General features: G+C 61.9%; 18 protein-coding genes, 1 tRNA gene, 2 pseudogenes and 1 other annotated feature. Of the genes and pseudogenes, 7 read left to right on the forward strand and 14 right to left on the reverse strand.

The window, feature by feature from the left end:
* The 4 genes and pseudogenes from E4O92_RS24695 to E4O92_RS03340 all read left to right on the forward strand — a co-directional run.
* A pseudogene (locus tag E4O92_RS24695) lies at positions 1–440 on the forward strand (hypothetical protein); the annotation flags it as partial.
* Between the two features lie 12 nt (positions 441–452).
* Positions 453–1,049, forward strand: a complete 597-nt coding sequence (locus tag E4O92_RS03330; protein WP_135188335.1) for a gluconate 2-dehydrogenase subunit 3 family protein — start codon at positions 453–455, stop codon at positions 1,047–1,049.
* Positions 1,046–2,680, forward strand: a complete 1,635-nt coding sequence (locus tag E4O92_RS03335; RefSeq protein WP_229482998.1) for a GMC family oxidoreductase — start codon at positions 1,046–1,048, stop codon at positions 2,678–2,680. Before E4O92_RS03330 ends, E4O92_RS03335 begins: the two co-directional genes overlap by 4 nt.
* An 11-nt stretch (positions 2,681–2,691) precedes the next feature.
* A complete protein-coding gene (locus E4O92_RS03340; protein WP_135188336.1) occupies positions 2,692–3,933 on the forward strand; it encodes an alpha-hydroxy acid oxidase in 1,242 nt (413 codons plus the stop codon).
* 53 nt (positions 3,934–3,986) lie between these two features.
* Here the strand turns inward: E4O92_RS03340 and E4O92_RS03345 are convergent, their stop codons facing one another.
* Together E4O92_RS03345 and E4O92_RS03350 are read right to left on the reverse strand one after the other, a co-directional pair.
* Positions 3,987–4,361 (reverse strand): YXWGXW repeat-containing protein, encoded by a 375-nt coding sequence (locus tag E4O92_RS03345; protein ID WP_135188337.1) that lies wholly within the window; start codon positions 4,359–4,361, stop codon positions 3,987–3,989.
* A gap of 120 nt (positions 4,362–4,481) precedes the next feature.
* Positions 4,482–4,886 (reverse strand): YXWGXW repeat-containing protein, encoded by a 405-nt coding sequence (locus E4O92_RS03350; protein ID WP_135188338.1) that lies wholly within the window; start codon positions 4,884–4,886, stop codon positions 4,482–4,484.
* Between the two features lie 276 nt (positions 4,887–5,162).
* Here E4O92_RS03350 and E4O92_RS03355 point away from each other — a divergent pair, with 276 nt between their 5' ends.
* Complete coding sequence (locus E4O92_RS03355) at positions 5,163–5,546, forward strand: CCDC90 family protein (RefSeq protein WP_135188339.1); 384 nt, start codon at positions 5,163–5,165, stop codon at positions 5,544–5,546.
* Positions 5,547–5,762: 216 nt separating this feature from the next.
* Here E4O92_RS03355 and E4O92_RS03360 read toward each other — a convergent pair whose 3' ends face one another.
* From E4O92_RS03360 to E4O92_RS03380, 5 genes are all read right to left on the reverse strand, one after another.
* A complete protein-coding gene (locus E4O92_RS03360) occupies positions 5,763–6,086 on the reverse strand; it encodes a Rap1a/Tai family immunity protein (protein WP_135188340.1) in 324 nt (107 codons plus the stop codon).
* 309 nt (positions 6,087–6,395) lie between these two features.
* A tRNA-His gene (locus E4O92_RS03365) sits at positions 6,396–6,471 on the reverse strand.
* A gap of 111 nt (positions 6,472–6,582) precedes the next feature.
* A complete protein-coding gene (gene murI, locus E4O92_RS03370; protein ID WP_135188341.1) occupies positions 6,583–7,416 on the reverse strand; it encodes a glutamate racemase in 834 nt (277 codons plus the stop codon).
* A gap of 84 nt (positions 7,417–7,500) precedes the next feature.
* On the reverse strand, positions 7,501–9,033 hold the full coding sequence (locus E4O92_RS03375) for a fumarate hydratase (RefSeq protein WP_135188342.1): 1,533 nt from the start codon (positions 9,031–9,033) through the stop codon (positions 7,501–7,503).
* Between the two features lie 21 nt (positions 9,034–9,054).
* Entirely contained in the window at positions 9,055–9,666 is a 612-nt protein-coding gene (locus tag E4O92_RS03380; RefSeq protein WP_135188343.1) for a TIGR00645 family protein, read from the reverse strand.
* A gap of 198 nt (positions 9,667–9,864) precedes the next feature.
* Here E4O92_RS03380 and acs point away from each other — a divergent pair, with 198 nt between their 5' ends.
* Positions 9,865–11,865 (forward strand): acetate--CoA ligase, encoded by a 2,001-nt coding sequence (gene acs, locus E4O92_RS03385; RefSeq protein WP_135188344.1) that lies wholly within the window; start codon positions 9,865–9,867, stop codon positions 11,863–11,865.
* Between the two features lie 594 nt (positions 11,866–12,459).
* On the opposite strand, the pseudogene E4O92_RS03390 reads toward acs, so the two are convergent.
* The 5 genes and pseudogenes from E4O92_RS03390 to E4O92_RS03410 form a co-directional block, all read right to left on the reverse strand.
* Positions 12,460–13,682, reverse strand: a pseudogene (locus E4O92_RS03390) (IS3 family transposase).
* Positions 13,288–13,404 (reverse strand) — a sequence feature (AL1L pseudoknot). (Overlaps the previous pseudogene by 117 nt.)
* Before the next feature lie 143 nt (positions 13,683–13,825).
* Entirely contained in the window at positions 13,826–14,083 is a 258-nt protein-coding gene (locus tag E4O92_RS03395; RefSeq protein ID WP_135188345.1) for a PAAR domain-containing protein, read from the reverse strand.
* Complete coding sequence (locus E4O92_RS24700) at positions 14,080–15,117, reverse strand: T6SS immunity protein Tli4 family protein (protein ID WP_167759681.1); 1,038 nt, start codon at positions 15,115–15,117, stop codon at positions 14,080–14,082. Before E4O92_RS24700 ends, E4O92_RS03395 begins: the two co-directional genes overlap by 4 nt.
* A 102-nt stretch (positions 15,118–15,219) precedes the next feature.
* A complete protein-coding gene (locus E4O92_RS03405) occupies positions 15,220–17,037 on the reverse strand; it encodes an esterase/lipase family protein (protein WP_135188346.1) in 1,818 nt (605 codons plus the stop codon).
* Positions 17,034–19,658: a type VI secretion system Vgr family protein gene (locus E4O92_RS03410; RefSeq protein ID WP_135188347.1), complete on the reverse strand. Its 2,625-nt coding sequence runs from the start codon at positions 19,656–19,658 to the stop codon at positions 17,034–17,036. Before E4O92_RS03410 ends, E4O92_RS03405 begins: the two co-directional genes overlap by 4 nt.
* A 312-nt stretch (positions 19,659–19,970) precedes the next feature.
* On the opposite strand from E4O92_RS03410, the gene E4O92_RS03415 reads away from it, so the two are divergent.
* Positions 19,971–20,924 (forward strand): AcrVA2 family anti-CRISPR protein, encoded by a 954-nt coding sequence (locus tag E4O92_RS03415; protein WP_135188348.1) that lies wholly within the window; start codon positions 19,971–19,973, stop codon positions 20,922–20,924.
* Here the strand turns inward: E4O92_RS03415 and tssG are convergent.
* On the reverse strand, positions 20,914–22,047 hold the full coding sequence (gene tssG, locus E4O92_RS03420) for a type VI secretion system baseplate subunit TssG (RefSeq protein ID WP_135188349.1): 1,134 nt from the start codon (positions 22,045–22,047) through the stop codon (positions 20,914–20,916). The two genes, E4O92_RS03415 and tssG, sit on opposite strands and share 11 nt — an antisense overlap.
* The gene (tssF, locus tag E4O92_RS03425; protein ID WP_135188350.1) at positions 22,011–23,849 is read right to left on the reverse strand and encodes a type VI secretion system baseplate subunit TssF; all 1,839 of its coding nucleotides are present in this window, start codon (positions 23,847–23,849) and stop codon (positions 22,011–22,013) included. Before tssF ends, tssG begins: the two co-directional genes overlap by 37 nt.
* Between the last annotated feature and the right edge of the window lie 5 nt (positions 23,850–23,854).

Here is a 23,854-nt window from a genome sequence, read left to right on the forward strand (position 1 = left end):
CAGTGTCCGGGCTGTTCGGCCTCGCCGCCGGACGCCAGCGCCTGCTGGGGCACCCGCCCGGGCGCCTGCTGGCCGCGCTCGCCGGCATCGGCATCGCCGGCACCACGCTCGAAGCCGGCCTGCTGCATTTCCGCGGCGCCTACCACCGTCCCGCGATGTGGCTGCCGGTCACGCTGCCGCCGGTCGCGGCCGGGTTCCTGCTGCGTGCAGCCGCCGGCGCGCGCGACCGCCTGGCGGACACCTGGCTGGGGCTGACCGGGCTGCTGGGCATTGCCGGAGTCGCCTTCCACGCCAGCGGCGTCGCGCGCCAGATGGGCGGCTGGCGCAACTGGCGCCAGAACGTGCTGAACGGCCCGCCGTTGCCGGCCCCGCCCAGCTTTCTCGCCCTGTCCCTGGCCGGCCGCGCGGCCCTTTCCCTGGCACGGAGCCAGGCCCGGTAACGGGAGCGACGCATGGACCAGCGCTACGCCGGCTACCACGTGCTGGGCAAGTGGAACAGCGTTTCCTTCGACGACACCACGCGCGCCGTGCTGCGGCGCCGCCTGGACGACGTGCCGCCGCGCCGCTTCTTCACCGAGGATGAGTGGCGCGTGCTGGACGCGCTGGTCGCGCGCATCCTGCCGCAGCCCGAGCGCGCGCTGCCGGTGCCGGTCACCCCGTGGATCGACGCCGGGCTGTTCGCGGGCCAGCAGGAAGGCTTCCGCTATGCCGGCACGCCGCCCGTGCGCGATGCCTGGCGGCAGGGCCTGGCCGCCATCGAGCAGGAAGCGCGCCTGCGCTACGAGACCGGCTTTGCGCAGCTGGACGGTAGAAGCGCCGACGCACTGCTGCGCGCGCTCGAGCAGGGCGGCGCCGACCCCGACCTGTGGCGCGGCATGGACGCCGCCCACTTCTTCATCCACGTGCTGGTCAAGCGGGTAGCCGCGGTGTACTACTCGCATCCCCAGGCCTGGAGCGAGGTCGGCTTCGGCGGCCCGGCCAGCCCGCGCGGTTACGTGCGGCTCGGCTTCGACACCCGCGACCCCTGGGAAGCGAAGGAGCGGCCGTGAACCACGAGACGGTCCGCGCCAGGGACGGCCGCGCGCCGGACGTGTTCCAGCCCGGTGGCTGGGTGCCGATGCGCCAGTACCCGCTCGATGACCCGGTCGACTTCGCCATCGTCGGCGCCGGCGCGGGCGGCGCCACGCTGGCCTGCAAGCTGGCCGAGGGCGGCTTTTCGGTGGTTGTGTTCGACGCCGGCCCGTTCTGGCGCCCGCTCGAAGACTTCGCCTCGGACGAAGAAGAGCAGCAAAAACTGTACTGGCTCGACGAACGCATCACCGGCGGCAGCGACCCGATCGCACTCGGCGGCAACAACAGCGGGCGCGGCGTGGGCGGCTCCACCGTCCACTTCTCGATGATCTCGCTGCGCTTCCGGCCCGAGTGGTTCGCCTGCCGCAGCCGGCTCGGCTACGGCTTCGACTGGCCGCTCACCTACGACGACATCGCGCCCTACTACCGCGAGGCCGAACTGGCCCTGCGCATCGCCGGTCCGGTGCGCTATCCGTGGGGGCCGCCGCGTGAACGCTACCCGTATCGCGAGCACGAGCTCAACGCCGCGGCCCTGGTCCTGGTGCGCGGCGCCGAGGCGCTGGGCATCGGCTGGGCCGCCACCCCGCTGGCCACGCTGTCCGCGCCCGGCGGGCGCTCGCCGCCCTGCGTCTATCGCGGCTTTTGCAACTTCGGCTGCTCCACCAACGCCAAGCAAAGCGCCCTGATCACGTGGATTCCGCGCGCGCTCGCGGCCGGCGCCGAAGTGCGCGACCTGGCCATGGTCGGCCGCATCGAAGTCGACCGCGAGGGCAGGGCCAGCGGCGTTGAGTACCACCGCGAAGGCGGCTGGCATTTCCAGCGCGCGCGTCATGTGGTGGTCGCCGGCTACGCCATCGAGACCCCGCGCCTGCTGCTCAACTCGGCCTGCCCGCGCTACCCGCATGGCCTGGCCAACAGCTCCGGGCTGGTCGGCACCCACCTGACCACCCACGCCGGGCCCGGCGTCTGGGCCACGTTTGAAGAGGCGATCCGCTGGTACAAGGCGCCGCCCAACATGGCGGTGACCGAGCACTGGAACTACAACGACGACGGCAAGGACTGCAGCGGCGCCTATGCCTTCATGAGCCAGGGGCCGCTGCCGCGCGCGTGGGCGCAGATCATCGTCACCGAGCGCCGTTTCTGGGGCGCGCGCCTGCGCGACGAAATGGTCAAGTACAACCACATGGCCGGTTTCGTCGCCGTCGCCGAAACCGAGCCGCGGCTTGACAACCGGGTCGAGGTGGTCGAAGAGCTCGACCAGTACGGCCTGCCGATCCCGCGCGTCGTATTCTCGTATTCGGACAACGACCGCCGCCTGCAGCGCCACGCCGTGGGCTCGATGAGCGCGGTGCTGGAAGCGGCCGGCGGCTACGACCTGTGGACCAGCAAAGACACCAGCCACCTGATGGGCACCTGCCGCATGGGCAGCGACCCGGCCGCCAGCGTGGTCGACGCCGACGGGCGCAGCTGGGACATCCCCAACCTGTGGATCTGCGACGGCTCGCTGTTCCCGACCTGCGGTGGCGTCAATCCATCGCTCACGATCCAGGCATTGGCCTGCCGCACGGGCGAGCGCATCAAGCAGCTCGCGGCGCGCGGCGAACTGTGAGGAGGCTAGCGATGAATCCGATCACCAGCGTGTATGACCTGGAAGCGATGGCCAGGCGGCGCCTGCCGCACGTGATCTTCGACTACGTGCACGGCGGCTCCGGACGCGAACTGACCCTGCAGCGCAACGAGCACGACCTGTGCGCGCTGGCGCTGCGCCAGCACGACATGCGCGACGTCTCGCACCGGAACATGAAGGTGCAGATGGTCGGCGACAGCGCCGAGATTCCGCTTGCCATCGGGCCGACCGGACTGGCGGGCCTGACCTGGGCCAATGGCGAGGTCGAGGCCGCCAAGGCGGCGGAACAATTCGGGGTGCCGTATTGCCTGTCGACGATGTCGATCTGCTCGATCGAAGACGTGGCCGAGGCCACCGACCGCCCGTTCTGGTTCCAGCTGTACCTGATGAAGGAGCACAAGGTCAACGAAAGCCTGGTGCGGCGCGCGCACGACGCGGGCTGCAGCGCGCTGGTGCTCACGCTCGACCTGCATGTGCAGGGCAAGCGCTGGGCCGACGCCAAGAACGGCCTGGCGGTGCCGCCGCGCCTGACGCTGCACAACTCGATGGACATCCTGTCGCACCCGCGCTGGCTGCTGAGCATGGCCAAGAGCCGCCGCCGCACCTTCGGCAACCTGCAAGGGGAGGTCAAGCAGGCCAAGCACCTGAAGGCGCTGACCCAATGGATCGAAGCGCAGTTCGACCCGTCGTTCGACACCGAGACCGTCAAATGGGTGCGCAGGATCTGGGACCGCAAGCTGATCCTCAAGGGGATCATGCACGTGGACGACGCCAGGCTCGCAGTCGACCTGGGCGCCGACGCGATCATCGTCTCCAATCACGGCGGGCGCCAGCTCGACGGCGCGCCGTCATCGATCTCGGTACTGCCCGAGATCGCCGACGCAGTGCGGCACCGGATCGAAGTCTTCTTCGACGGCGGCATCCGCACCGGCAGCGACATCGTCAAGGCGATGGGCTACGGCGCCCACGCCTGCCTCTCGGGCCGCGCCTGGCTGTACGGGCTGGCGGCGCAGGGCAAGGATGGCGTGCTGTGCGCACTCACCCTGCTGCGCGACGAACTGAGCGACTGCATGGCCCTGGCGGGCCTGCAGGACGTCTGCGAAATGCCGGAAGACGTGGTGACCGCCCAACCGCCGCTGGCCGCGCCTGGGCATCATCCTTTTGCGCAGCCGTCGGCATACGGCGGTCGGTCTCGGGGAGATGGGGGCGGCGCCACCGGCGCGTACCCCACGTAGGAGCACTCTGGCGGACGAGTGGGGGCGTCGTCCGCTCCCCCGCCTTGACTAGATTAGTACCGGCGCGGATCGTTCGGCCTGCGATCCATGCCGTTCGGCACACCGTCACGGTCGCGGTCACCGCGCGCCCAACCGCCCTGGTTCAAGCGCCAGCCGCCGTTCACCTGGATCCATTCCGGCCGATGATAGGAGTAGCCATGGCGCACGCGTTCCCAATGGCCCTTCGTCCAGACGTAGCGGCGGCCATTCCAGCTCCAGTAGCCGGGCGCCCACTCGTATCCGTGCCGTGCGGCGGGCACGACTTCATTCCTGGGCGGCGGCGGCGCCTGCCTCACGACAACCACCGTTTCGCGCGCAAGTACTTGGGTCGGAGCGAAGGCAGCGGCGCTCAGGACGAGGGCGGCTGCGGTGCAAAGAATTCGCTTCATGGTTCTTCTCCTTGGTAAATTGGCGTAATCCAATATACCCATTTCCAAGGCAGAACTGGCGCACGGATGCATCCGCTTACATTCGATACAAGTAGTGACAACCTGGTAACGGCTTTTTTGCTAAGGTCTTCCGCCGTGCCGTTCGCCGTCGTGGCCATGTTCGGGCCGTCCAGCGAACTCGTGCCGTTCCCCTTCGTGCCGTTCTCCTTCGTGCCGTTCTCCTTCATGGCGTTCCCATCCGCCGTGATTGAAGCGCCATCCATTTCGCTCCTGAGTCCATACGGGCGGCACGTACACATATCCTGGCTGTTGGGCCACCCAGTAACCGCCGACCCAGACATAGTTGTACCCGTTCCAGTCCCAGTAGCCGGGCACCCAGATGGCATCGGGGCGGGGCGGTGGCACGACTTCGAACCGCGGCGGGGGCGGTCCGGCGCCGACGAACACCTGCGCAACGGCAGGGAATGGAATCATGGCGCCGGCCCCAACCACCAGCGCCACGGCGCAGCAGATAATACGTCTCATGACAATTCTCCTCGGCGAACCCAATGTGGCTCCAGCCCACTATAGTCCTGGGCCGCCTTGCACTGACGCTTTGGATTTATCTGCTTACAAGCTGAAACACTGTGAAAATAAGGTCTTCACGGATTAGCGGGGAAAAAGACGTAGGGTGTGCAGCTTTGCTGCGCACGCGGTCACGGCATGCAGGCACGCGGCTGCCGCTCCAACGCGGCCGAATCCATGAACTATTGCCGTTCGGTTTGTCTTGACAACAGCGAGTTCCGCTCCAATGATAAGGCAATGACTGATCTTACTCGACAGGAAGTTGACGCAAAGCTTGCTGCCTCTGAAGCGAGGGTCGATGCACGCCTGGCAAACTTCGACACCAGCATCAAAACAGGCTTTGCTGAGATGCGCGCTGAGATGGCTGAGTTGCGCTCCGAGATGCGCTCTGAGATGGCCGGGTTGCGGGCTGAAATGCACAAAAGTGCATCAGACCTGATCAAGTGGGGCATTGGCTTGGCAATAGCGATCGTCGGCATGACAGTTGGCTTGCTGTCCTACCTTAACAACCCTTCAGAAAAGCCATCAGTAAAACCCGCGGTACAGCCCGCGCCCATCATCATCACCATCCCAGGCGCGGCCATTGCTACCCCCGCAGGCGCTCCTACACCTAAGAAGTAGTCGGCTAATCCCTCTTGGTCGCGCTGCTTCGCCGCCAAGCTCTTGATCGACGTTGCTGGGCACTGCAGCTCAGGCTGTTGAATCAGAATGGCCAGGAGAAAAATAAAAGGCACCGAGTGCCTGATATTAAGAGAGCCAAAGCGGAAGCACAGAAACGCGCCGATGAAATCAAGTTGTTCCGGCAGGAACTCGACCGACTGGAGCAAGAGGGCGTCCTCACGTTTTCCCTAGAGCAGAAGCAGGGCAGGGAAAGCGCGCTGCGTATAGTTCGAGCAGTACGCCGACGGCGCTGCCCGACATCGTGCCCCGCCGGGATACCAGCTTTTGCCAAATGCGATCGTCCACCTCGTCGGGCTTCATGCGCGGCGGAGCACACCACGACTTTCCCTGCGTCGCATCTACAACACCGGCCTGATAGCCTTCAGCAAAACGTCGGCGGGGCCGCAGCCTCAGGGTTTTGATGCCATTTGTCAGCGGCGGATTCGTCCAGCGCAGCCACGAAGTCGTCGCCCGACAGGTGCTGATACCAAAACTTGTCATGCCGCTGTGCACCGGCCGCATATGCAGTGGCCAGCGCAAGTGCGAGCAACGCGGCGCGCATCACGCCACCCGATTGGAGGCAAGATCCCACGTACCGACCGTACTGCCGCCGGCGCCAGTCGACCCGGTTGTGCTCTTCGGTTGATTGATGGCCCAGTTGACCGACTCGTACTCGATTGTTGAGGCAACAAAAAAGCCGCGCGCTACTAAGTAGCGAATGATCTTCCAAAATTTGGAATTCATCCTCCAAAAATCAAAAAGGGTTACGGCGATAAAGCGCGTAACCCTTTGCTTTTACTGCGGAATTCTTGGGGTGGCTGATGGGGCTCGAACCCACGACAACAGGAATCACAATCCTGGACTCTACCAACTGAGCTACAGCCACCACTGGTCTTGCTTGCGTCTCATCGTTGCTGAGACAGAACGAGATTATACAAAGTCCTTCGCCGACTGGCAAATTTAAATGCGCGAACAAGCCGTGCCGCGCCAAGGCCGCCTAGTTGGCAGCCTCGTGCACCGGCGGTTCGAGCCCGAGCAGGCTCGAAAACGCAGCCGACAAGGCCATCGCGCTGGCGCTGGTAAAACCGGTCAGGCTGGCCGGCGCGTCCGTCGCCGTGCGCAGCGTGCCGTCGGCCTTAAGCAGCCGCGCCAGCTGGCGCGCCACCGCTTCGCCGGTATCGATGATGGTCACCGCGCGCTGCGTACAACAGCCCACGACGCGCTCGATCGACGTCAGCACCAGCGGATAGTGCGTGCAGCCCAGCACCAGCGTATCGGCCCCTTCCTTCAACAGCGGCTCGATGTAGCGCGCCAGCATGGCCGCCGTCGCTTCGGTATCGAGTTCGCCCAGCTCGATCTGGTCCGCCAGCCCCACGCACGGCTGCAGCAGGAAGCGCGTTCCGGTGTCGGCCACGATTTGGTCGCGCAGCAGCAGGAATTTTTCGCCGGCGAGCGTGCCTTCAGTCGCGAGCACGCCAACGATCCCGTTGCGGGTGGCGGCCGCGCCCGGCTTCAGGCCCGGCTCGACGCCCACGATCGGCATGTCCGGATGGCGCTCGCGCAGCAGCCTGATCGCCGCGACCGTCGCGGTATTGCAGGCCACGACCAGCGCCTTGGCGCCTTTTTCGACCAGGAAGGCGGCCACCGCCAGCACGCGTTCGGCGACGGCTTGCTCGGACTTGTCGCCGTACGGGGCAAATCCGGAATCGGCGAAGTACATCAGGTGTTCGTGCGGCAGCTGCGTGCGGATGTGGCGCAGCACCGATAGGCCGCCCACGCCCGAATCAAAAATGCCGATCGGGGAGTCGTTGGGCGAGGGGAGGGTGGTCATGATGAAATGGTAGCGCGGATCAGGCCGCTCGGTGCGCACGCGAACCTCCGCGTGCGCACCCTGCGAACAACAAGTGGTTGGTTATCAGAGCGCGTTGACCGGGATGCCCTTGAGCGACTCGATCTTCGCAGCCCACTCCTTCGGCCCGGTCTGGTGCACCGAGGTGCCGGACGAATCGACCGCCACCGTCACCGGCATGTCCTGGACCTCGAACTCGTAGATCGCTTCCATGCCCAGGTCCTCGAAGCCGACCACCTTGGCCGACTTGATCGCCTTCGACACCAGGTAAGCCGAGCCGCCCACCGCCATCAGGTAGGCCGACTTGTGGTTTTTGATCGACTCGATCGCCGCCGGGCCGCGTTCGGCCTTGCCGATCATCGCGATCAGGCCGGTCTTCTCGAGCATCATGTCGGTGAACTTGTCCATGCGGGTCGCGGTCGTCGGGCCCGCCGGGCCGACCACTTCGTCACGCACCGGATCGACCGGGCCGACGTAGTAGATTACTCGGTTGGTAAAGTCCACCGGCAGCTGCTCGCCCTTGGCCAGCATGTCGGCGATGCGCTTGTGCGCGGCGTCGCGGCCGGTCAGCATCTTGCCGTTGAGCAAGAGGGTCTGGCCCGGCTGCCACGAGGCGACTTCCTCTTTGGTCAGCGTGTTCAGGTCGACGCGCTTGGACTTTTCCGTGTCCGGGGTCCAGTGCACGTCCGGCCAGGTGGACAGCGCGGGCGGTTCGATGTAGGCCGGGCCCGAGCCGTCCAGCACGAAGTGTGCGTGGCGGGTCGCGGCGCAGTTCGGGATCATCGCGACCGGCTTGGATGCGGCGTGGGTCGGATACATGTTGATCTTCACGTCCAGCACCGTGGTCAGGCCGCCCAGGCCTTGCGCGCCGATGCCCAGCGCGTTGATCTTGTCGCACAGCTCGATACGCAGTTCCTCAAGCTTGTTGCGCGGGCCGCGCTGCTTGAGTTCGTACATGTCGATGTCTTCCATCAGCGACTCTTTCGCCATCAGCATCGCCTTCTCGGCCGAGCCGCCGATACCGATGCCCAGCATGCCGGGCGGGCACCAGCCGGCGCCCATCAGCGGCACGGTCTTGAGCACCCAGTCGACCAGCGAGTCGGAAGGGTTGAGCATGACGAACTTGGTCTTGTTCTCCGAGCCGCCGCCCTTGGCCGCGACCTTAACATCGACCGTGTCGCCCTCGACGATCTCCATGTGGACCACGGCCGGCGTGTTGTCCTTGGTGTTCTTGCGTTCGAACTGCGGGTCGGCCACGATCGAGGCGCGCAGCTTGTTGTCGGCGAAGTTGTATGCACGGCGCACGCCCTCGTTGACCGCGTCGGTCAGCGAACCGGTAAAGCCTTCGAAGCGCACGCCCATGCCCACCTTCAGGAAGACGTTGACGATGCCGGTGTCCTGGCAGATCGGGCGCTTGCCTTCGGCGCACATGCGCGAGTTGGTCAGGATCTGCGCGATCGCGTCCTTGGCGGCCGGGCTCTGTTCCAGCTCATAGGCGCGCGCCAGATGCGCGATATAGTCGGCCGGGTGGTAGTAGCTGATGTACTGCAGCGCTGCGGCGACGGATTCGATCAGGTCTTCCTGCTTGATGACTGTCATTTGGATTCTCGCTGTTTGGGATTAGTGATGCTTGGACTGGCTCTGGGTGATGTGCATGATGCGATCGGTATAGGCGATTGCCATCGCCGAGAGCAGGAACACGACATGGATCACGGTTTGCGCGATCAGCACCTGGGCATCGTATGCGGCGGCATTGATGAAGGTCTTGAGCAAATGGATCGACGAGATGCCGATGATCGCCATTGCCAACTTGGTCTTGAGCACGGATGCGTTCACGTGCGACAGCCACTCGGGCTGGTCCGGGTGGCGATCGAGATTCATGCGCGAAACGAAGGTCTCGTAACCGCCGACGATCACCATGATCAACAGGTTCGAGATCATCACCACGTCGATCAGGCCGAGCACGACCAGCATGATGGTCGCCTCGTTCAGTTTATCGGGGCGGGCGGTATTGGGTACGGTGACCGCGTCCAGGATGTGCTGCAGCGATGCGCCGCTGCCGAGCGCGGCGCCGATCAGGTCTTTCAGCTCGACCCAGAAATGGAAAACGTAGACGCACTGGGCCAGGATCAGGCCGAGGTAAAGTGGCATCTGCAGCCAGCGGCTGGCGAAAATGAGGCGGTTCAGCGGGGAGATTTGTACGGACTCGGGACGGCTTAGCGGGTCAGGCATCGATGGCAGGCTCCATAAATTCTGGATGATGTAGAGTCCGTCATTTTACACCGCTCGCGCGCACCTGTTCATCGCCTGCATGGACAGGCCAAGGGTTGGTAAAATCACACTCAGCACGGCGCGCCGGGGAGCTTGTAAGGGCTCAGTAAGCGTGCGCCCCTACGCTTTGTGGCAAAACTACTACCAATGGAGACTAGCATGGCCGAGACCGAGACCCAACCGCAGCAACAGAATGGCTTGCAAGAGAACCGCGTGTTCCTGCCGCCGCCGGCGTTCGCTGCGCAAGCGAACGTCTCCGGAATGGATGCATACAAAGCCTTGTGCGAAGAAGCCGAGCGCGACTACGAGGGTTTCTGGGCGCGCCTGGCGCGTGAGAACCTCGACTGGCACAAGCCGTTCACCTCGGTGCTGGACGAATCGAACGCCCCGTTCTACAAGTGGTTCCAGGATGGCCAGTTGAACGCCTCCTACAACTGCCTGGACCGCCACATCAATAATGGCAATGGCGACAAGACCGCCCTCATCTTCGAGGCCGACGACGGCGCGGTCACGCGCGTGACCTACCGCGAGCTGCACGAACGCGTCTGCAAGTTCGCCAACGGCCTGAAGTCGCGCGGGATCAAGAAAGGGGACCGGGTCGTCATCTACATGTCGATGTCGGTCGAAGGCGTGGCGGCGATGCAAGCCTGCGCGCGCATCGGCGCCACCCACTCGGTGGTGTTCGGCGGCTTCTCGGCAAAGTCGCTGCAGGAACGCATCAACGATGCCGGCGCGGTGGCGGTGATCACGGCCGACGAGCAAATGCGCGGCGGCAAGCCGCTGCCCCTCAAGGCGATCGTCGACGAGGCGCTCGGGCTGGGCGGCTGCGACAGCGTGCGCGACGTGATTGTCTACCGCCGCACCGGCGGCAACATCGCCTTCTACGAAGGACGCGACATCTGGCTGCACGACCTGGTCGACAACCAGCCGGGGCAATGCGAGCCGGAATGGGTCGACGCCGAGCATCCGCTGTTCATCCTCTACACCTCGGGTTCGACCGGCACCCCCAAAGGCGTGCAGCACGCGACCGGCGGCTTCCTGCTGTGGGCCGCGCAAACGATGAAGTGGACCTTCGACATCAAGCCGCAGGACCTGTTCTGGTGCACAGCCGACATCGGCTGGGTCACCGGCCACACCTACATCGCCTACGGTCCGCTGGCGGTCGGCGCCACCCAGATCGTGTTCGAGGGTGTGCCGACCTACCCCAATGCCGGCCGCTTCTGGCAGACCATCGACAAGCACAAGGTCTCGATCTTCTACACGGCGCCGACCGCGATCCGCTCGCTGATCAAGGCCGCCAACGCGGACGAGAACGTGCATCCGAAGAATTACGACCTGTCCAGCCTGCGCCTGCTCGGTTCGGTTGGCGAGCCGATCAACCCGGAAGCCTGGATGTGGTACTACCGCAATATCGGCCGCGAGAAATGCCCGATCGTGGACACCTTCTGGCAGACCGAAACCGGCGGCCACATGATCACCCCGCTGCCGGGCGCCACCCCGCTGGTGCCGGGCTCGTGCACCTTGCCGCTGCCGGGCATCATGGCCGCGATCGTCGACGAAGCGGGCCAGGACGTACCAAACGGCAACGGCGGCATTCTCGTCGTCAAGCGCCCATGGCCGTCGATGCTGCGCACCATCTGGGGCAATCCGGAACGCTTCAAGACCGCCTACTTCCCGGATGAACTGGGCGGCCGCTACTACCTGGCCGGCGACGGCGCGATCCGCAACAAGGACACCGGCTACTTCACCATCACCGGCCGCATCGACGACGTGCTCAACGTGTCGGGCCACCGCATGGGCACGATGGAGATCGAATCGGCGCTGGTGGCGCACGAAATGGTGGCGGAGGCGGCAGTGGTCGGCAAGCCGGACGACACCACCGGCGAAGCGATCTGCGCCTTCGTCGTGCTCAAGCGCGCCCGCCCGACCGGCGAAGAAGCCAAGAAACTGGCGGCCGAGCTGCGAACCTGGGTTGGCAAGGAGATTGGCCCGATCGCCAAGCCGAAGGAAATCCGCTTCGGCGACAACCTGCCCAAGACCCGCTCCGGCAAGATCATGCGCCGCCTGCTGCGCGTGCTGGCCAAGGGCGAGCAGATCACCCAGGACATCTCGACGCTGGAAAACCCCGCCATCCTCGAACAGCTGCGGGAAACGTCCTGATTTGCAGGAGTGTGTTGTAACGAACCAAGGCCGCCCTCGGGCGGCTTTTGTTTAGGCGCCCGGTAAGTGTGCGTTTCGCAGGGGCGGTGGATTTTGCGCGCGCCGGCGCAGCTTAAAACTCTTCCCAGTCAGTGGCTTTGACCGGCGCCGCATGCCGCGTTTCTTTGGCAGCAGAGATCGCCGGCCGTGTCATTTCGGCCGGAGCGGGCACTGCCGGCGAAGCGGCCCAACATCATGCCTAGCTGATGAGGCTGTCTGAGAAAAAGCGGCCGGAACAAATGAAAAAAGCCCCTGAAATCAGGGGCTTAGTGTTCTTGGCGGAGAGAGGGGGATTCGAACCCCCGATAGGCTATGAACCTACGGCTGAGGAGATTTTAGGGGTACGGACGGGAACGGCTCCCTATGACCGTATCCCCACTGTCCCGCGCAATCCCCCCAAATGTCCCCCGCAATTGTCCCCAGCGGTTGTGCTCGGCAACGGCGTTCATCGTCGTAGCACAACCGCAACCCAAACACGGCCTCGAGATGTGGCCCAACTCTTAAGTATCCTCATCATGAACCGCCCCGGCTTCCGTGGAGGCCGGTTAGTGTGAGTCAGGCCAGGATGGCTTGACTGCTCTGTTGCTTGTAATAGTTTGCCTCAGCTTCGGCCGGCGGTATATAGCCGAGTGGTTCGAGCAGGCGGTGGTGGTTAAACCAGGACACCCATTCCAGCGTGGCCAGTTCGACGGCTTCGCGTGTCTTCCAGGGAGCGCGGCGGTGGATCAACTCAGCCTTGTAGAGCCCATTGATGGTCTCGGCCAAGGCATTGTCGTAGCTATCTCCCTTGCTGCCCACAGACGGCTCAATGCCGGCTTCTGCCAGGCGCTCGCTTTACTTTATCGATACGTATTGCGACCCGCGGTCGCTGTGATGGACCAACGCGTTGCGTTCCGGCTGGCGAGCGTACAGCGCCTGCTCCAGGGCATCGAGCACGAAATCGGTTCGCATCGAACTACTCACCCTCCATCCGACGATGCGTCGGGCGAAGACGTCGATGACGAAGGCCACGTACACGAAGCCCTGCCATGTCGAGACGTACGTAAAATCCGATACCCACAGCTGGTTCGGCCGCTGCGCCTTGAATTGGCGATTGACCCGGTCGAGTGGGCACGGCGCCGCGGTATCGGCGACGGTAGTGCGCACGACCTTGCCGCGTATTACGCCACGCAACCCGGCTTTGCGCATCAAGAGCTCTACCGTGCAGCGAGCCACATCGGTTCCCTCGCGCCGCAACTGACGCCAAACCTTGTCAGCCCCGTAGACCTGCAAGTTCGCTTGCCAGACCCGGTCGATCTCGACGCTCAGCACGTCGTCGCGCTGGGCACGAGCACATCGCATCGCCGGGTTGCGCTGCTGTGCCGCGTGACGCCAGTAGCCCGACGGCGCGACCTGCATCACCTTGCAGATCGGCTCGACACCGTAGGCATGGCGGTACTGGTCGACGAACTTCCTCACGGCTTGAAGCGGCGGTCGAGCTCCGCCTGGGCGAAAAAAGCACTCGCCAGACGCAAGATCTCGTTTGCCTTGCGCAGCTCGCGCACTTCGCGCTCCAGCGCCTTGATGCGCTCATCTTCTGCAGTTGTCGGCCCTGGGCGCTGGCCGGTGTCGCGCTCTTGCTGGCGCACCCAACGCCGCAAGGTTTCAGGCGTGCAGCCGATCTTGGCTGCGATCGATTCGATTGCCGCCCACTGCGAGCTGTACTCGCTGGCAGCTTCGCTGACCATGCGCACGGCGCGCTCGATGACTTCGGGGGAATACTTGGGTTGCTTCTTCATGACTCCATTCTCTCAAACAATGGAGCCTCTACAAAACCCGGGGCGGTTCATCATTCCGCTTCTCACATGCAAGCTAGTCGGGTTTGGTTAGAAAGTTTCGGTCCCTTTGCAGCTTTTGGTCTAAGTCCTCGAGGCCTTTCTGATCACGTAACCGAGCTAATTAGCTTGGCTCCACACTCCGTTATGTCGCCTTCGTACGCGTATGGCCTTCCTTCATGCTTTGCGCCGGCGCCGTCCGGTTTGATCGCAAAATTTCCTTTACAGGCTGGGCAATGGGTCATGTCATCCTTTAGCGCTGCGAGCTTACCCAATACGACCGTGCCTGAGGAGGCACTGATGACCTCGCCTCCGTGATCGGTCTTGTCGTTCAAGCGAATGACGCCTCTGCCTTGGTGTTTCATTTAGTACCTCCACCTTGTTGACTTGGCTTCGGGAAGTAGTAGGACCCCTGAGGAGCGCCAGGTACTTTAACGCGGAACTTAAGCCCCGACAGAACCTTGTCCCACAGCGCCACCGCTTCGTCGTCGCTGAGCGACGCGGCCTTTGCGGCGCCGACGGTGTTATGTTCAACTTTCGTGTACATCTGTACGCCGAATTCAGACGGATTCGCGACGTCCTTCGGCTTCCCAACCAGCGCCCATTCGAAATCGTGGGTGCCATCCTTACGTTTGATCAGCGATTCCTCACCGTGCCAGTGCTGAACGTCGCGCTTCCCTTCCCGCAGAACTGTACGGCTGGGGTAGTGAATACCTTGATCGTCTTTCGCCTGCTGAATGCGGGCTAGAAGGGAAAGCTCATGTCTTTCAGTTTGTTCAAATTCATCGGGAGAATAATCGGCATAGGCATCCTTATTGGAACTCACCGAAAGACTTACATCCGGAAGGCTCGGCAAGAATATTCCCACATTGACCATTTCCTGGTCGTTGTATAGCATACTGTCAAAAAAACCGTGCTCTATGCAATATCCTGGCTCAGCAGGAATTTCGTCCGGTGCTCGCAGGCGCAAACTTTTGGCTCGTAACGCTTCTCTGGATGCTGCAACGTCTTCGGTCTCACCGTCCTCGACAGCACCACCAAGAATAAATGTCAGATCGCCTTTGTTGATATATGTGTCGAAAAAATGCAATCCTTCGGATTTATCGTATTGATTTTCATAATATCGGATTTGCCAACTGTTCGCGATCGGCCCTTCCTGGCTATAAGTAATCTCAGCGGTTTTGCTTTTAAGTTTTAAATTAGCAATATCATTTTCAACGCGAAGTTTGCTCGCATTCAGGCTTCCGGAAAATACTTCGATTTTAGATGGGAATGATGCGCTTCCCCATATAAGTTGAGCTTCCTGTGGCACTTCAAGTGCATAGCGGCCAAAGCAGACCAGCTTAGTTTTTGAAAAAAGCTCGCGTAGGCGGGGACTGAGTTGTATGGGTTCAGGCACGGCTTTCTCCTTATACGAATAACTGGGCGAGCAGGCTTGCAATAAGGCTAACGTGAGCGACACGGCGAAATACCCGGCGTGCCTCGATAACATGCTCATACTTCACTCCCACTTCGCCGTTTTGGCGATTTGAACAATCGAATACAGCATCGATGCCAGCACTTGCGGATCTGAATAGCTCGCCTGATGTTCGTAGCTATGACCTTTTGTTTGCCCATGCACAAAGAGCGTGCCTTTGATTAGCCGAGCAGAACGCTCCGAAGGAACCGTCTCATCGCCAGCCGCGCTGGGGGGCTGTAAAAGCAGGAATAATTTGCGTTCTCCTGCCTGAACTGTAAGCTTGCCTTTCGCATCGTCAGCCAACGGTTTCCAAGTTTCGGGAGGCGGCAGTGGCTTGCGACCGGTGTCCGCAACGGGCTGCCATAAGAAGTCTTGCGATTTGAAGACAACTTCGCCGTACGTGAGGCGCTCACGAGAGGCGCAGAAGCTCGCATAGCAGTTGTCGGGATGGTAGGTATTTTCAATAGATTGAAGAAATGCAGCAGCAGCCTTTAACCGGGAGCGAACTTTTTGTAGGCCACCTCCGTTTTTTTCTTTCACCTTAGCAGGATTAACCCAATTTGGGTTAACCAGACGCCACCAAGCGTCATCGGATTTCAGATAAATGCTATCGAGCGCGCTTTCATTATTGCCGGGCCAGCTCCACAGCGTTTTGCCTGACTCGTCTATCACCTTCAGCCAATCTTTTCCGTATGCAGCACCGGGCAGCAACTCTAACGGGGCAGGGGTATTGGCGAGAATCGCAGTGGCGTGTTTGCCATTGATCCCGAGAATCTTGGCCTCAGTTTCCGCCAAGATCCCGGCTTTCTCCCGAAAACCAAAGCGCATCCTCTTATATGCGCTTCCGGCCCCCATCGTAGGCATTACATTATGGTATATACCGAGTACCTTAACGGTTTTGTCGTTAAGTAGGTTGCCATAATCACAATGCAGTAGCGCACGAGCGACGAGGCCGCCCATGCTATGGGTTACAATTATCACTTCATCGCACTTGAATCCGCGATCTTGGTAACCCTTGACCAATCCCCGGATGCGCTTTGCAATTTCGACTGCCGAATCGCCATTGCTTTTCAAGAAGTTGTAGCCCATTGCATGGACTGGATACCAACAAGCAGAGATCTTTTTGAGATCGCTTTCTGAAATCGCAGTGCCCGTTGTCGCACCAAATTTGCTTGGATCCACGCAAATAGCGTTCCAAAGCGGGTTGATGCTATCGTGCTCATAAGGGCTGGGCATTATATTATTGAGGTAGGCTTCGGCGGTTTTCAGCATCTCGCCATAAGCGCCGTCAAAAAGCACTTCGCTCCAACCGCGCCAACGCGCTATTTGCGCCGGCGTCTGCTTTCCACCAAAGGGGGCAGGACGGCCCAGTAACGGCGGAATAGCGCCAAGACTGTCAGGGACGTTTCGGTGGCGTACATCCGCCGCCAAGGTTTCCTTGCCCTCCGGGTCGAAGCGATCATTGCTCTTGGTATAGTGGTAGTATTCCACTTCCGTCTCGTTGGGATCAAAAACGAGCTGTCGCTGCCTTGGCGTGGCATTTTTGAACCAGTTGCCCATGCCATTTCCGCCTACCACGTCCATCTTCCCCGAGACGGTCATGAGATCATCCGGGCGCCATGCACGGTTGTCATCCCGTTTCAATTCCTCCTGCCGCTTTTTACTCATGCGCAGGTTGCTACCCATTACGCCTGGCAGGAATATCACTGGGATTACCTTGCCAGGAGGTAGCTTCAGATCGTGCCGTTTGGTGTCGCCGACATCGGTCATGTGTACCGTGTACTCCGCCCATCCGCCGACGCCTTGACCAAAGTGGCCATGGTGGTTGCCCCGTTCATTCAAGCTCGACTGATTGCTCATGGCAGCTCACCCTTATAACGAATGGTGTAGGACTCGAAGCCCGCTGATTTTTGTAATCCAGTGCTGCCGGTTCCTGTGGTTTTGCCGTCGAAAAGGGTACCGTCATCCCGCACCAGTTCATATGCAATGTTCTTGGCCGGCGTGTTATCGACGTTGAGGAAGTTGACCTCTTGATCAAAGTGGTAATTGGATGATCGTTCGTTGAACGCTTGGGAAACGCTCTTCGCGGGCAGCGTTTCCAAGTTGCCATGAAACAAAACAGGAGCAGCCGTGAAAAACTGCACCTGCTCACCGATTTCGACCATGTTGTTGACGCCGTGTAGCCGGACGCCCTTCTTGCCACGGATATTCACCCAATCCGATTCGCTGAGCAGTTCGAGAACCTTGTTGGCGATCACCTCGACGTTTTCGCTCTGGGCCTGCACCGTTACCTTGCCTGCTGCCGCTATCAATTTCATCCCAGCCTTATGCACGAATAGCCTGAAGGTCTTCCCGACGCTGGCAAATATGCCGTCGATGCTTGCAATCGACAGACTCTTTCCGCTCGTGATCGCGGTGTGTCGCTCGCTAGCGATGTGGGTCGTTTGCGCGGTTGTCAGCTCAATTCCAGCCGGACTGGCCAAAACAAGATGGGGTTCAGTGAGCTCAGGGAATCCACCTTTCGCCGCGCCGCGGACAGCTGCCGTTTGATTCTTCACGTCATCTGCGGCCTCCGCTTGCTGGCCAGCTTCCTGGGCGCTGGAGTGTTGGGCCATTGACGCGAGTTGCTCTTGGATCTCCGCAGCCGAAGCGAGCCGCTGCACGGTCTCGCCCATGTCCTTGATGTGGGACGAGGCGTTCGGCCGCGCCTCTGTCGTGATCAGCATGCCTTGACCGGCGCGCGCCACGCCCCACGCGTTGGTGGCCAGTTCCCAGCCCTCTCCGCGCCCGTCCTTGCGGCCGGCAGCATCCTCGATGCGCGTGATGTGCCCGAGCGACAGCTGGCTGCACTGGTGATCGCTCTTCAGTTGCGTCTGGATCTTGCCCTGCGTGTCATCGAGCACTAGGTGATTCCCGCGTCCCACACCCGCAAGTTCTCGACTGCGCAGGCCGGCGAGGGCAGCTTGTGCCGGCAGGTTCCATGGCGGCATATGGCTGCTGTTGTAGAGCGACCCAATGATCACCGGATGGTCGATGTTCCCGTCCGGGTACGCGATCGCCACTTCCTCGCCGACACGGGGCAGGCGGATTTGGCCGAACTCGCTCCCGGCCGCCGGCGCCATCACTCGGATCCACGGCGAGCTGTTTTCGTCGTACTTGCCCAGCCGGTCCCAATGGAACTGCACCTTTACCCGCCCGAGCCCATCAGTGTGGATATCGGCGCCGGCAGGTCCCACCACGATCGCGGTCTGGATGCCGGGGTAGGTGCACGGCTCGCTGCTGTAGTTGGGGCCCGGGCGCCAGCGGATGTCCTTGCGGACACAGGTAAGATGATTTTCGTAGTGTGAGGAGGCGCCCGAACCTGCTTGATAGTTGTTGCAGGCGTCATGTTCGACCACAAGGATCAGATAGCTGCGGTCGCCGATGCTGCGGCGCGGTTCCGGATCGTATTCCACGGACCGTGGCTCCGCGCTGAAGTGCCCGCCCAGTTTGAAGGTACGCCCCGGCTGCACGGTGCGGTCATTGCCCGCCGCCTCAAAGTACTGCGTGTCCTTGTCCTGCTCGACCATGCGCTGTTGCGCGAGCTTCTCGCCGTCGCTGCGCGTCCGGAAGCCGTAGGAGCCGGTGTTCTCGTAGACCTCGTATGGCAAGAGGTCGCCCTGTTCGTTGGCAGATTTGAAGGCGGCACGCTGGACCACCGGGTTTTTGTAGTCAAAGCTCGCAAGTGTCGTCTTCCCGGAGCCCAGGCGCCGCACGGCCGTCCATTCGCGGATGCCGTCGTCCTCCATCGAACCACCCTTATCGCGGAACGGAATCACGTCCGGCTCGCCGTGACCGGTGGTGTCGATCGGCTCGGCCAGGAAGGTCTTATCCGACAACATCAAAGTGTGACCGTCGAAGCGGTGCTCGTACCAATAGTGCAAGCCAAGTGCTTCCCAGCGCCGGTGCAGATGGTTGAAGTCGGTCTCGTTGTGCTGGTTAGCGACGGTCAGCCGTGGGTCTTCCTCGTAGATGTGCATGTGCCAGTCAGCCTGACGGTAGTGCTTGAGGGTTGCTTCGGTGATCTCGCGAACGCTCTTGCCGTGGAACGAGACGTTGTCTTTGCGTAGCCGCGTGAACGCGAGCCAGGGCTCGAGCACCATGTGGTAGAAGGCAAAGCCGCCGTCTGTGCGTAGGAAACGAAATTCGGTAATGTAGCCGTTGAAGTACCGGGGCGATCCGTCTTCCCGCAGGAGCGAGATCGTGGCCATTTTCCCCATTAGCAACTTGAGGGGAATTCGGGCATCGTCCGACAGCACCTCGACCTCGAAGCGAAAGCTGCGGGAAACCTCTTCTCGCGCGTGGAACGTGTTCGGGAGCAAAATCGCGGTTTGTGGTCCGTCCTCTAACGGGAACTCCATGCGGAGCAGCCGATTGTGCTGGGAATCGCCACTAAACGCCGACAGCGCCGCACCGGCCCCGATCACTTCGCTTCCACCCATCTCTGACCTCCACTGGCCGGCTGCCGTAGCCGTAGCGCAAAAGTGAAAAGTTGTGCAGCAGCCACATTAACCTGCAGAGTCGGTCGTAGCCTTGACGACAATCAACTAACTTTCGAGCAACTGGAAGCGCTGGTTTTGATCAGCCGAGTTTGAGCAATATCAATCCACTTGGCTCCGTCAGCTTTACAGTTTTCCTCTGGAATTTCTTGTTCATAACAAGAAGGGGCGACTGCGATGCACAAACAGCGGAGACACCGAGGCCACCGAAGTGCCCCGACAGCGTGCGATACGCGAGCCGCAGCGTCTCGTCAAATGGCGCGCACCGATAACATCATCGATGTAGGCGAAGCACTGGAATTGAGCTCTGTTGGCCCGCTTTGTGGACGGCCGTACCCAATACAGTTCCGGCACCAGGGCGCGACCGATGCGTGGGCCAGGGCGCTGGGGCACACGGCTATCTGGACACGATGGGCCGAGCCAAATGCCACCTGTTGGGAGATCAGGCTGACCAATTCGGATATTGACCTCTCTCTGCCGATGAGCATGGTAGGGCCGCCGTATGCGGCCCAATACCTACGTTTCGGCGACACTGCGATGCGGTACCTGAAGGTGCCGAATTCGACCGCTCCCGACCGTTTCTTTGACGGCGTTTTTTGCTTCTACACGCCGCAGTCGGATCGTTGCGCGACAGGGCCAACGTCGTGGACGCTGGAACTCATCTTTATCAGCAAGCGGCAGGATCGCTACGGCGGTTACGTGACGCTGCTTGGCGAAACCGATCGGGGGAACACGACCGTAGGCAGTTGGCTGGACAGGGTGCTCGATGTAGTTGGCGGCCAGCCGGAGGACGATTACCGCCAGCCTATGCACACAGCCGTCGGCTACGTGGTCAAGGTGTTCTTGTACATGGCGCTCAAACAGGCGCGCATCATTGAACGCCATGACTACGATGAGGCGATGCGGCGCGTTGCCGGACTAGGGGAGCGCAAGCGTGTCCGGCTCCTGCAGCGTGCTGCGTCTCTGTACAACGGCATCCTTGTCGGCCCCGAGGCCTTGGCATCGGCCGAAGTGAACCACGGATCCGGCGCGGGCGTGGCGCCACATTGGCGTAGGGGGCACTTCCGAATGCAGCCTGTCGGACCGGGACGGCAGGAACGTAAACTCATTTTCGTGGCTCCGGTCCTGATCAACGCGGAAAGGTTCAATGGCGAGGCCCCTGCGCCCAAACCGTATCGGGCGCACGCGACTGTGCCGGTTACGGGCTAACCAGGTCCGTGGCCGCCGCTACCGGATTTGGCCGGGCAGGGCGGCCTGACGGCGCGGGCAGGCGGAGCATCAACCCAATTTCCGGCCGGCTGGCCACACCGGGTGTCCCGGTCAGGAAGGTGTCCCAGCCCAACCGTCTCGGTTGCCCCATTCTTGTTGTAAGCGTCATCCTCTTGACGCAGGGAGGAGCCAGAAGCAAGCGAATCTCGTACCGCAGCGCCGGCACGGCGAACAGACATACCATTTCCTTTAAGGCCAGTAGCGCGCGCCCCCCCGGCAGGAAGTCCTGAACCTGTTCCTCGTCGAGCGGGCCGATGTGCAGCCGGATGCGCAGGTCAGTTCGCCAGAGGCGGACGCCGAGCGCAGCTCCGAAACCGAGCACCGGTTTGGTGCCAAGCGTGCTGCGCCGCTTCTCCGGAATCGCGTCCCAACAGCCGACAAACTGCTCCAGGCGGACGGGCAGATCGAAGTGCTCGGCCAGGACTCGCTCGATCGTTCCAGCTGAGACAGGGCGTGTCCGAAGCAGGGCAGCGTAGTATCCAGTAGTCTCATCATTCACGCACGCACGCTGCCACCGGTGCGCACCGTGCGACTTCATGCCTGCCAACGCCATCAACATAGGCAGCAGGCGATCATGTCCGCGGACGTCGATGCCGTGTTCGACACGGTATTTTCCCCATGCCTCGTAGAACAAGCCGATCATTCGGTTAGACAAGACATCGATAAGTTCGTGCTGGCTGGTGTCGCCATCTAGTGAGCGACGTGCCGCAACCCGCTCGGTGTCATGCAGCGGCAAAGTGCCACTGGCGCCGAGCAGGCCAACGAAAGAGGGCGTGATGCGAATCTTCCTTAGCGCGCCAGCGGCGACAGCGCGGGGCGGACCGTGGTTGGCTGGGGGCGCATTCGTCTCAACTTCAAGCGCCTGCACTTCGCTGGGCGGGAAGGCCAGAGACAAGTTGTTCCGAAATCGCAGTACATCGCCGAACGCCTTGTCGTACGGCGTGCCTTGGCGACGCAGCGCGCGCAACAGGACGTTTAGCAGTTGCGCGAACTCGAACCGGTGCGGCTCGTTGAGCAGCAGCGCCATCACACCAGGTTCATGGTTCCGCTTCGTGGCCGGCATCGGAACAGTTCCTTTCCGCTCTGGTGCGACAGGATGACGAGTTCGATAAAGCTGTTCAGGTGAACGTACATGCCCAGGAACTGGTCGAGAACCTGCACGAACAGGTGCAGGCCTGCGCCCACGTAGGCGTCCTCGTCAAGCGTGAGGCGTACCTCCATGCCGTGCACGAGCGAGGAGCCGCGCTTGTGCCGCATCCAGGCAGTGGTTTCGCTCTGGTCGATAGCGATGATGCCACCGATCTGCCTGCGCGAGACTGGCGTCTGGGCGAGATCGTAAAGTGCCAGCATCTCGCGTAGCCCCATGGCCCCTTCCTGCACGATTGAGTGATGGTTGAGTGCCAGGTGGGAGATCAGGCGCCAGTGTGAGTCCGGGCCGTTCACCAGCCGTGCGGGCCGGGTCGGCCTGCGCAGGAATCGGATGATCTCGCCGCGTTCGGAACCGGGGACGAACAGGTCGCCTTCGGACGCACCAAGCTTGATCGAGCATGGCAGGTCGCGATTTGTGCATGTGAGCTCGACCGACAAGACGTTCCGCTCGATCTCCAGTGGCTCGCAGTCGGCGTTCACAAGCGAAATTGATTTCTCGTGGCCGGGGCTGCAGACGGCCAGGGTCTCGTCATGACGCATTAGCCAGTAGTGTCCTTTCTCCGCGCCGTCGTCCTCACCATGGCGCAGCGAGTAGAACGGACGGAACTTGGTGATGGTCGTGCCCTTGCCTCGCTGCCGGACCATGTGTACCTTGTCGACCGAGTACACCTCGAATGCCTGCGGAAAGCTCCCGTGGGCGAGCAGCGCGTAGTCGGCGGACAGCTGATTGTAGGTGATCGGCACGCCCGGCTGGCTGAAGAGGTTTACTGCCGGGGTGCAGCCCGTGAGTAAGGTGTGGGCTGACAGGTTCGCCAGCAGTCGGGCTTTGTCGGAATCGGGGCGCAGGTCGCTGATGGCCAGGTGGAGCGTAATGCGGGGCGAGCCGGCAGGCGCGCGCGCCAGCAAGGCGGGCACATCGATATCGATGAAGTTGAACTTTTCGGGGAATGCGAAATACTCGGCAAGGACGCGATACGCCGTGTGCGAACGCGCGCTAAACGGAATGAGCGCCTCGTCGTCGGTGAAGCCGACCGGTTTAATTGGAAAGGCCGGCAAGCGCTGCCACGGCCCGTCATCCTCGATTTGTAGGTATGCACCCGCAGCGTGCATGAAGACGACATCGCGCAGCGTTGCGCAGAACGACGAATCGCTGTCGGCATACAGCCGCAACATGGCGCCCGGATCCGTGGATATGGGCGCGCCGGGCTCCGATAACTCGAAGACCATCGTGATCGAGGACGTGACGCCATCCGGGAGGCGCGTCGCGATCGGAGCTTGGATCATCGCGTCGAAGCGAGCATCGGCCAGCATGACCGGGGAGGGCTTGATGTCGTAGACTGTCTTGAACGTGCAGGGGATATTTCGTACCGGGACGGTTTCGAGAACTGTTCCGCGAGGGACTTCGACCTGATTCCCGGTGGCTGGCGCGTCGTGGAACCTGATCACCGCACACGACGGGAAGGGCTTCAGATAGTGCGGAAAGAGAAGGTTGAGCAGCGCCTCGGTAAACTCCGGATATGAGTCGTCGAGGCGCTTTGACACCCGTGCGGCAAGCAACGCCACCGCCTGGATCAGGCGCTCGACATGTGGATCATCGCACGCTTCGCCGCCCATCTGCAGCTTCGCGGCGACCTTCGGATAGCGCTGGGCATACTCCCGGCACAGCGACCGGAGGGTCACAAGCTCATGCTCGTATTTCGCAAACAATTCGTCCATGGGGA

Source organism: Massilia horti (assembly GCF_004614195.1).
GTDB lineage: Bacteria > Pseudomonadota > Gammaproteobacteria > Burkholderiales > Burkholderiaceae_D > Telluria > Telluria horti.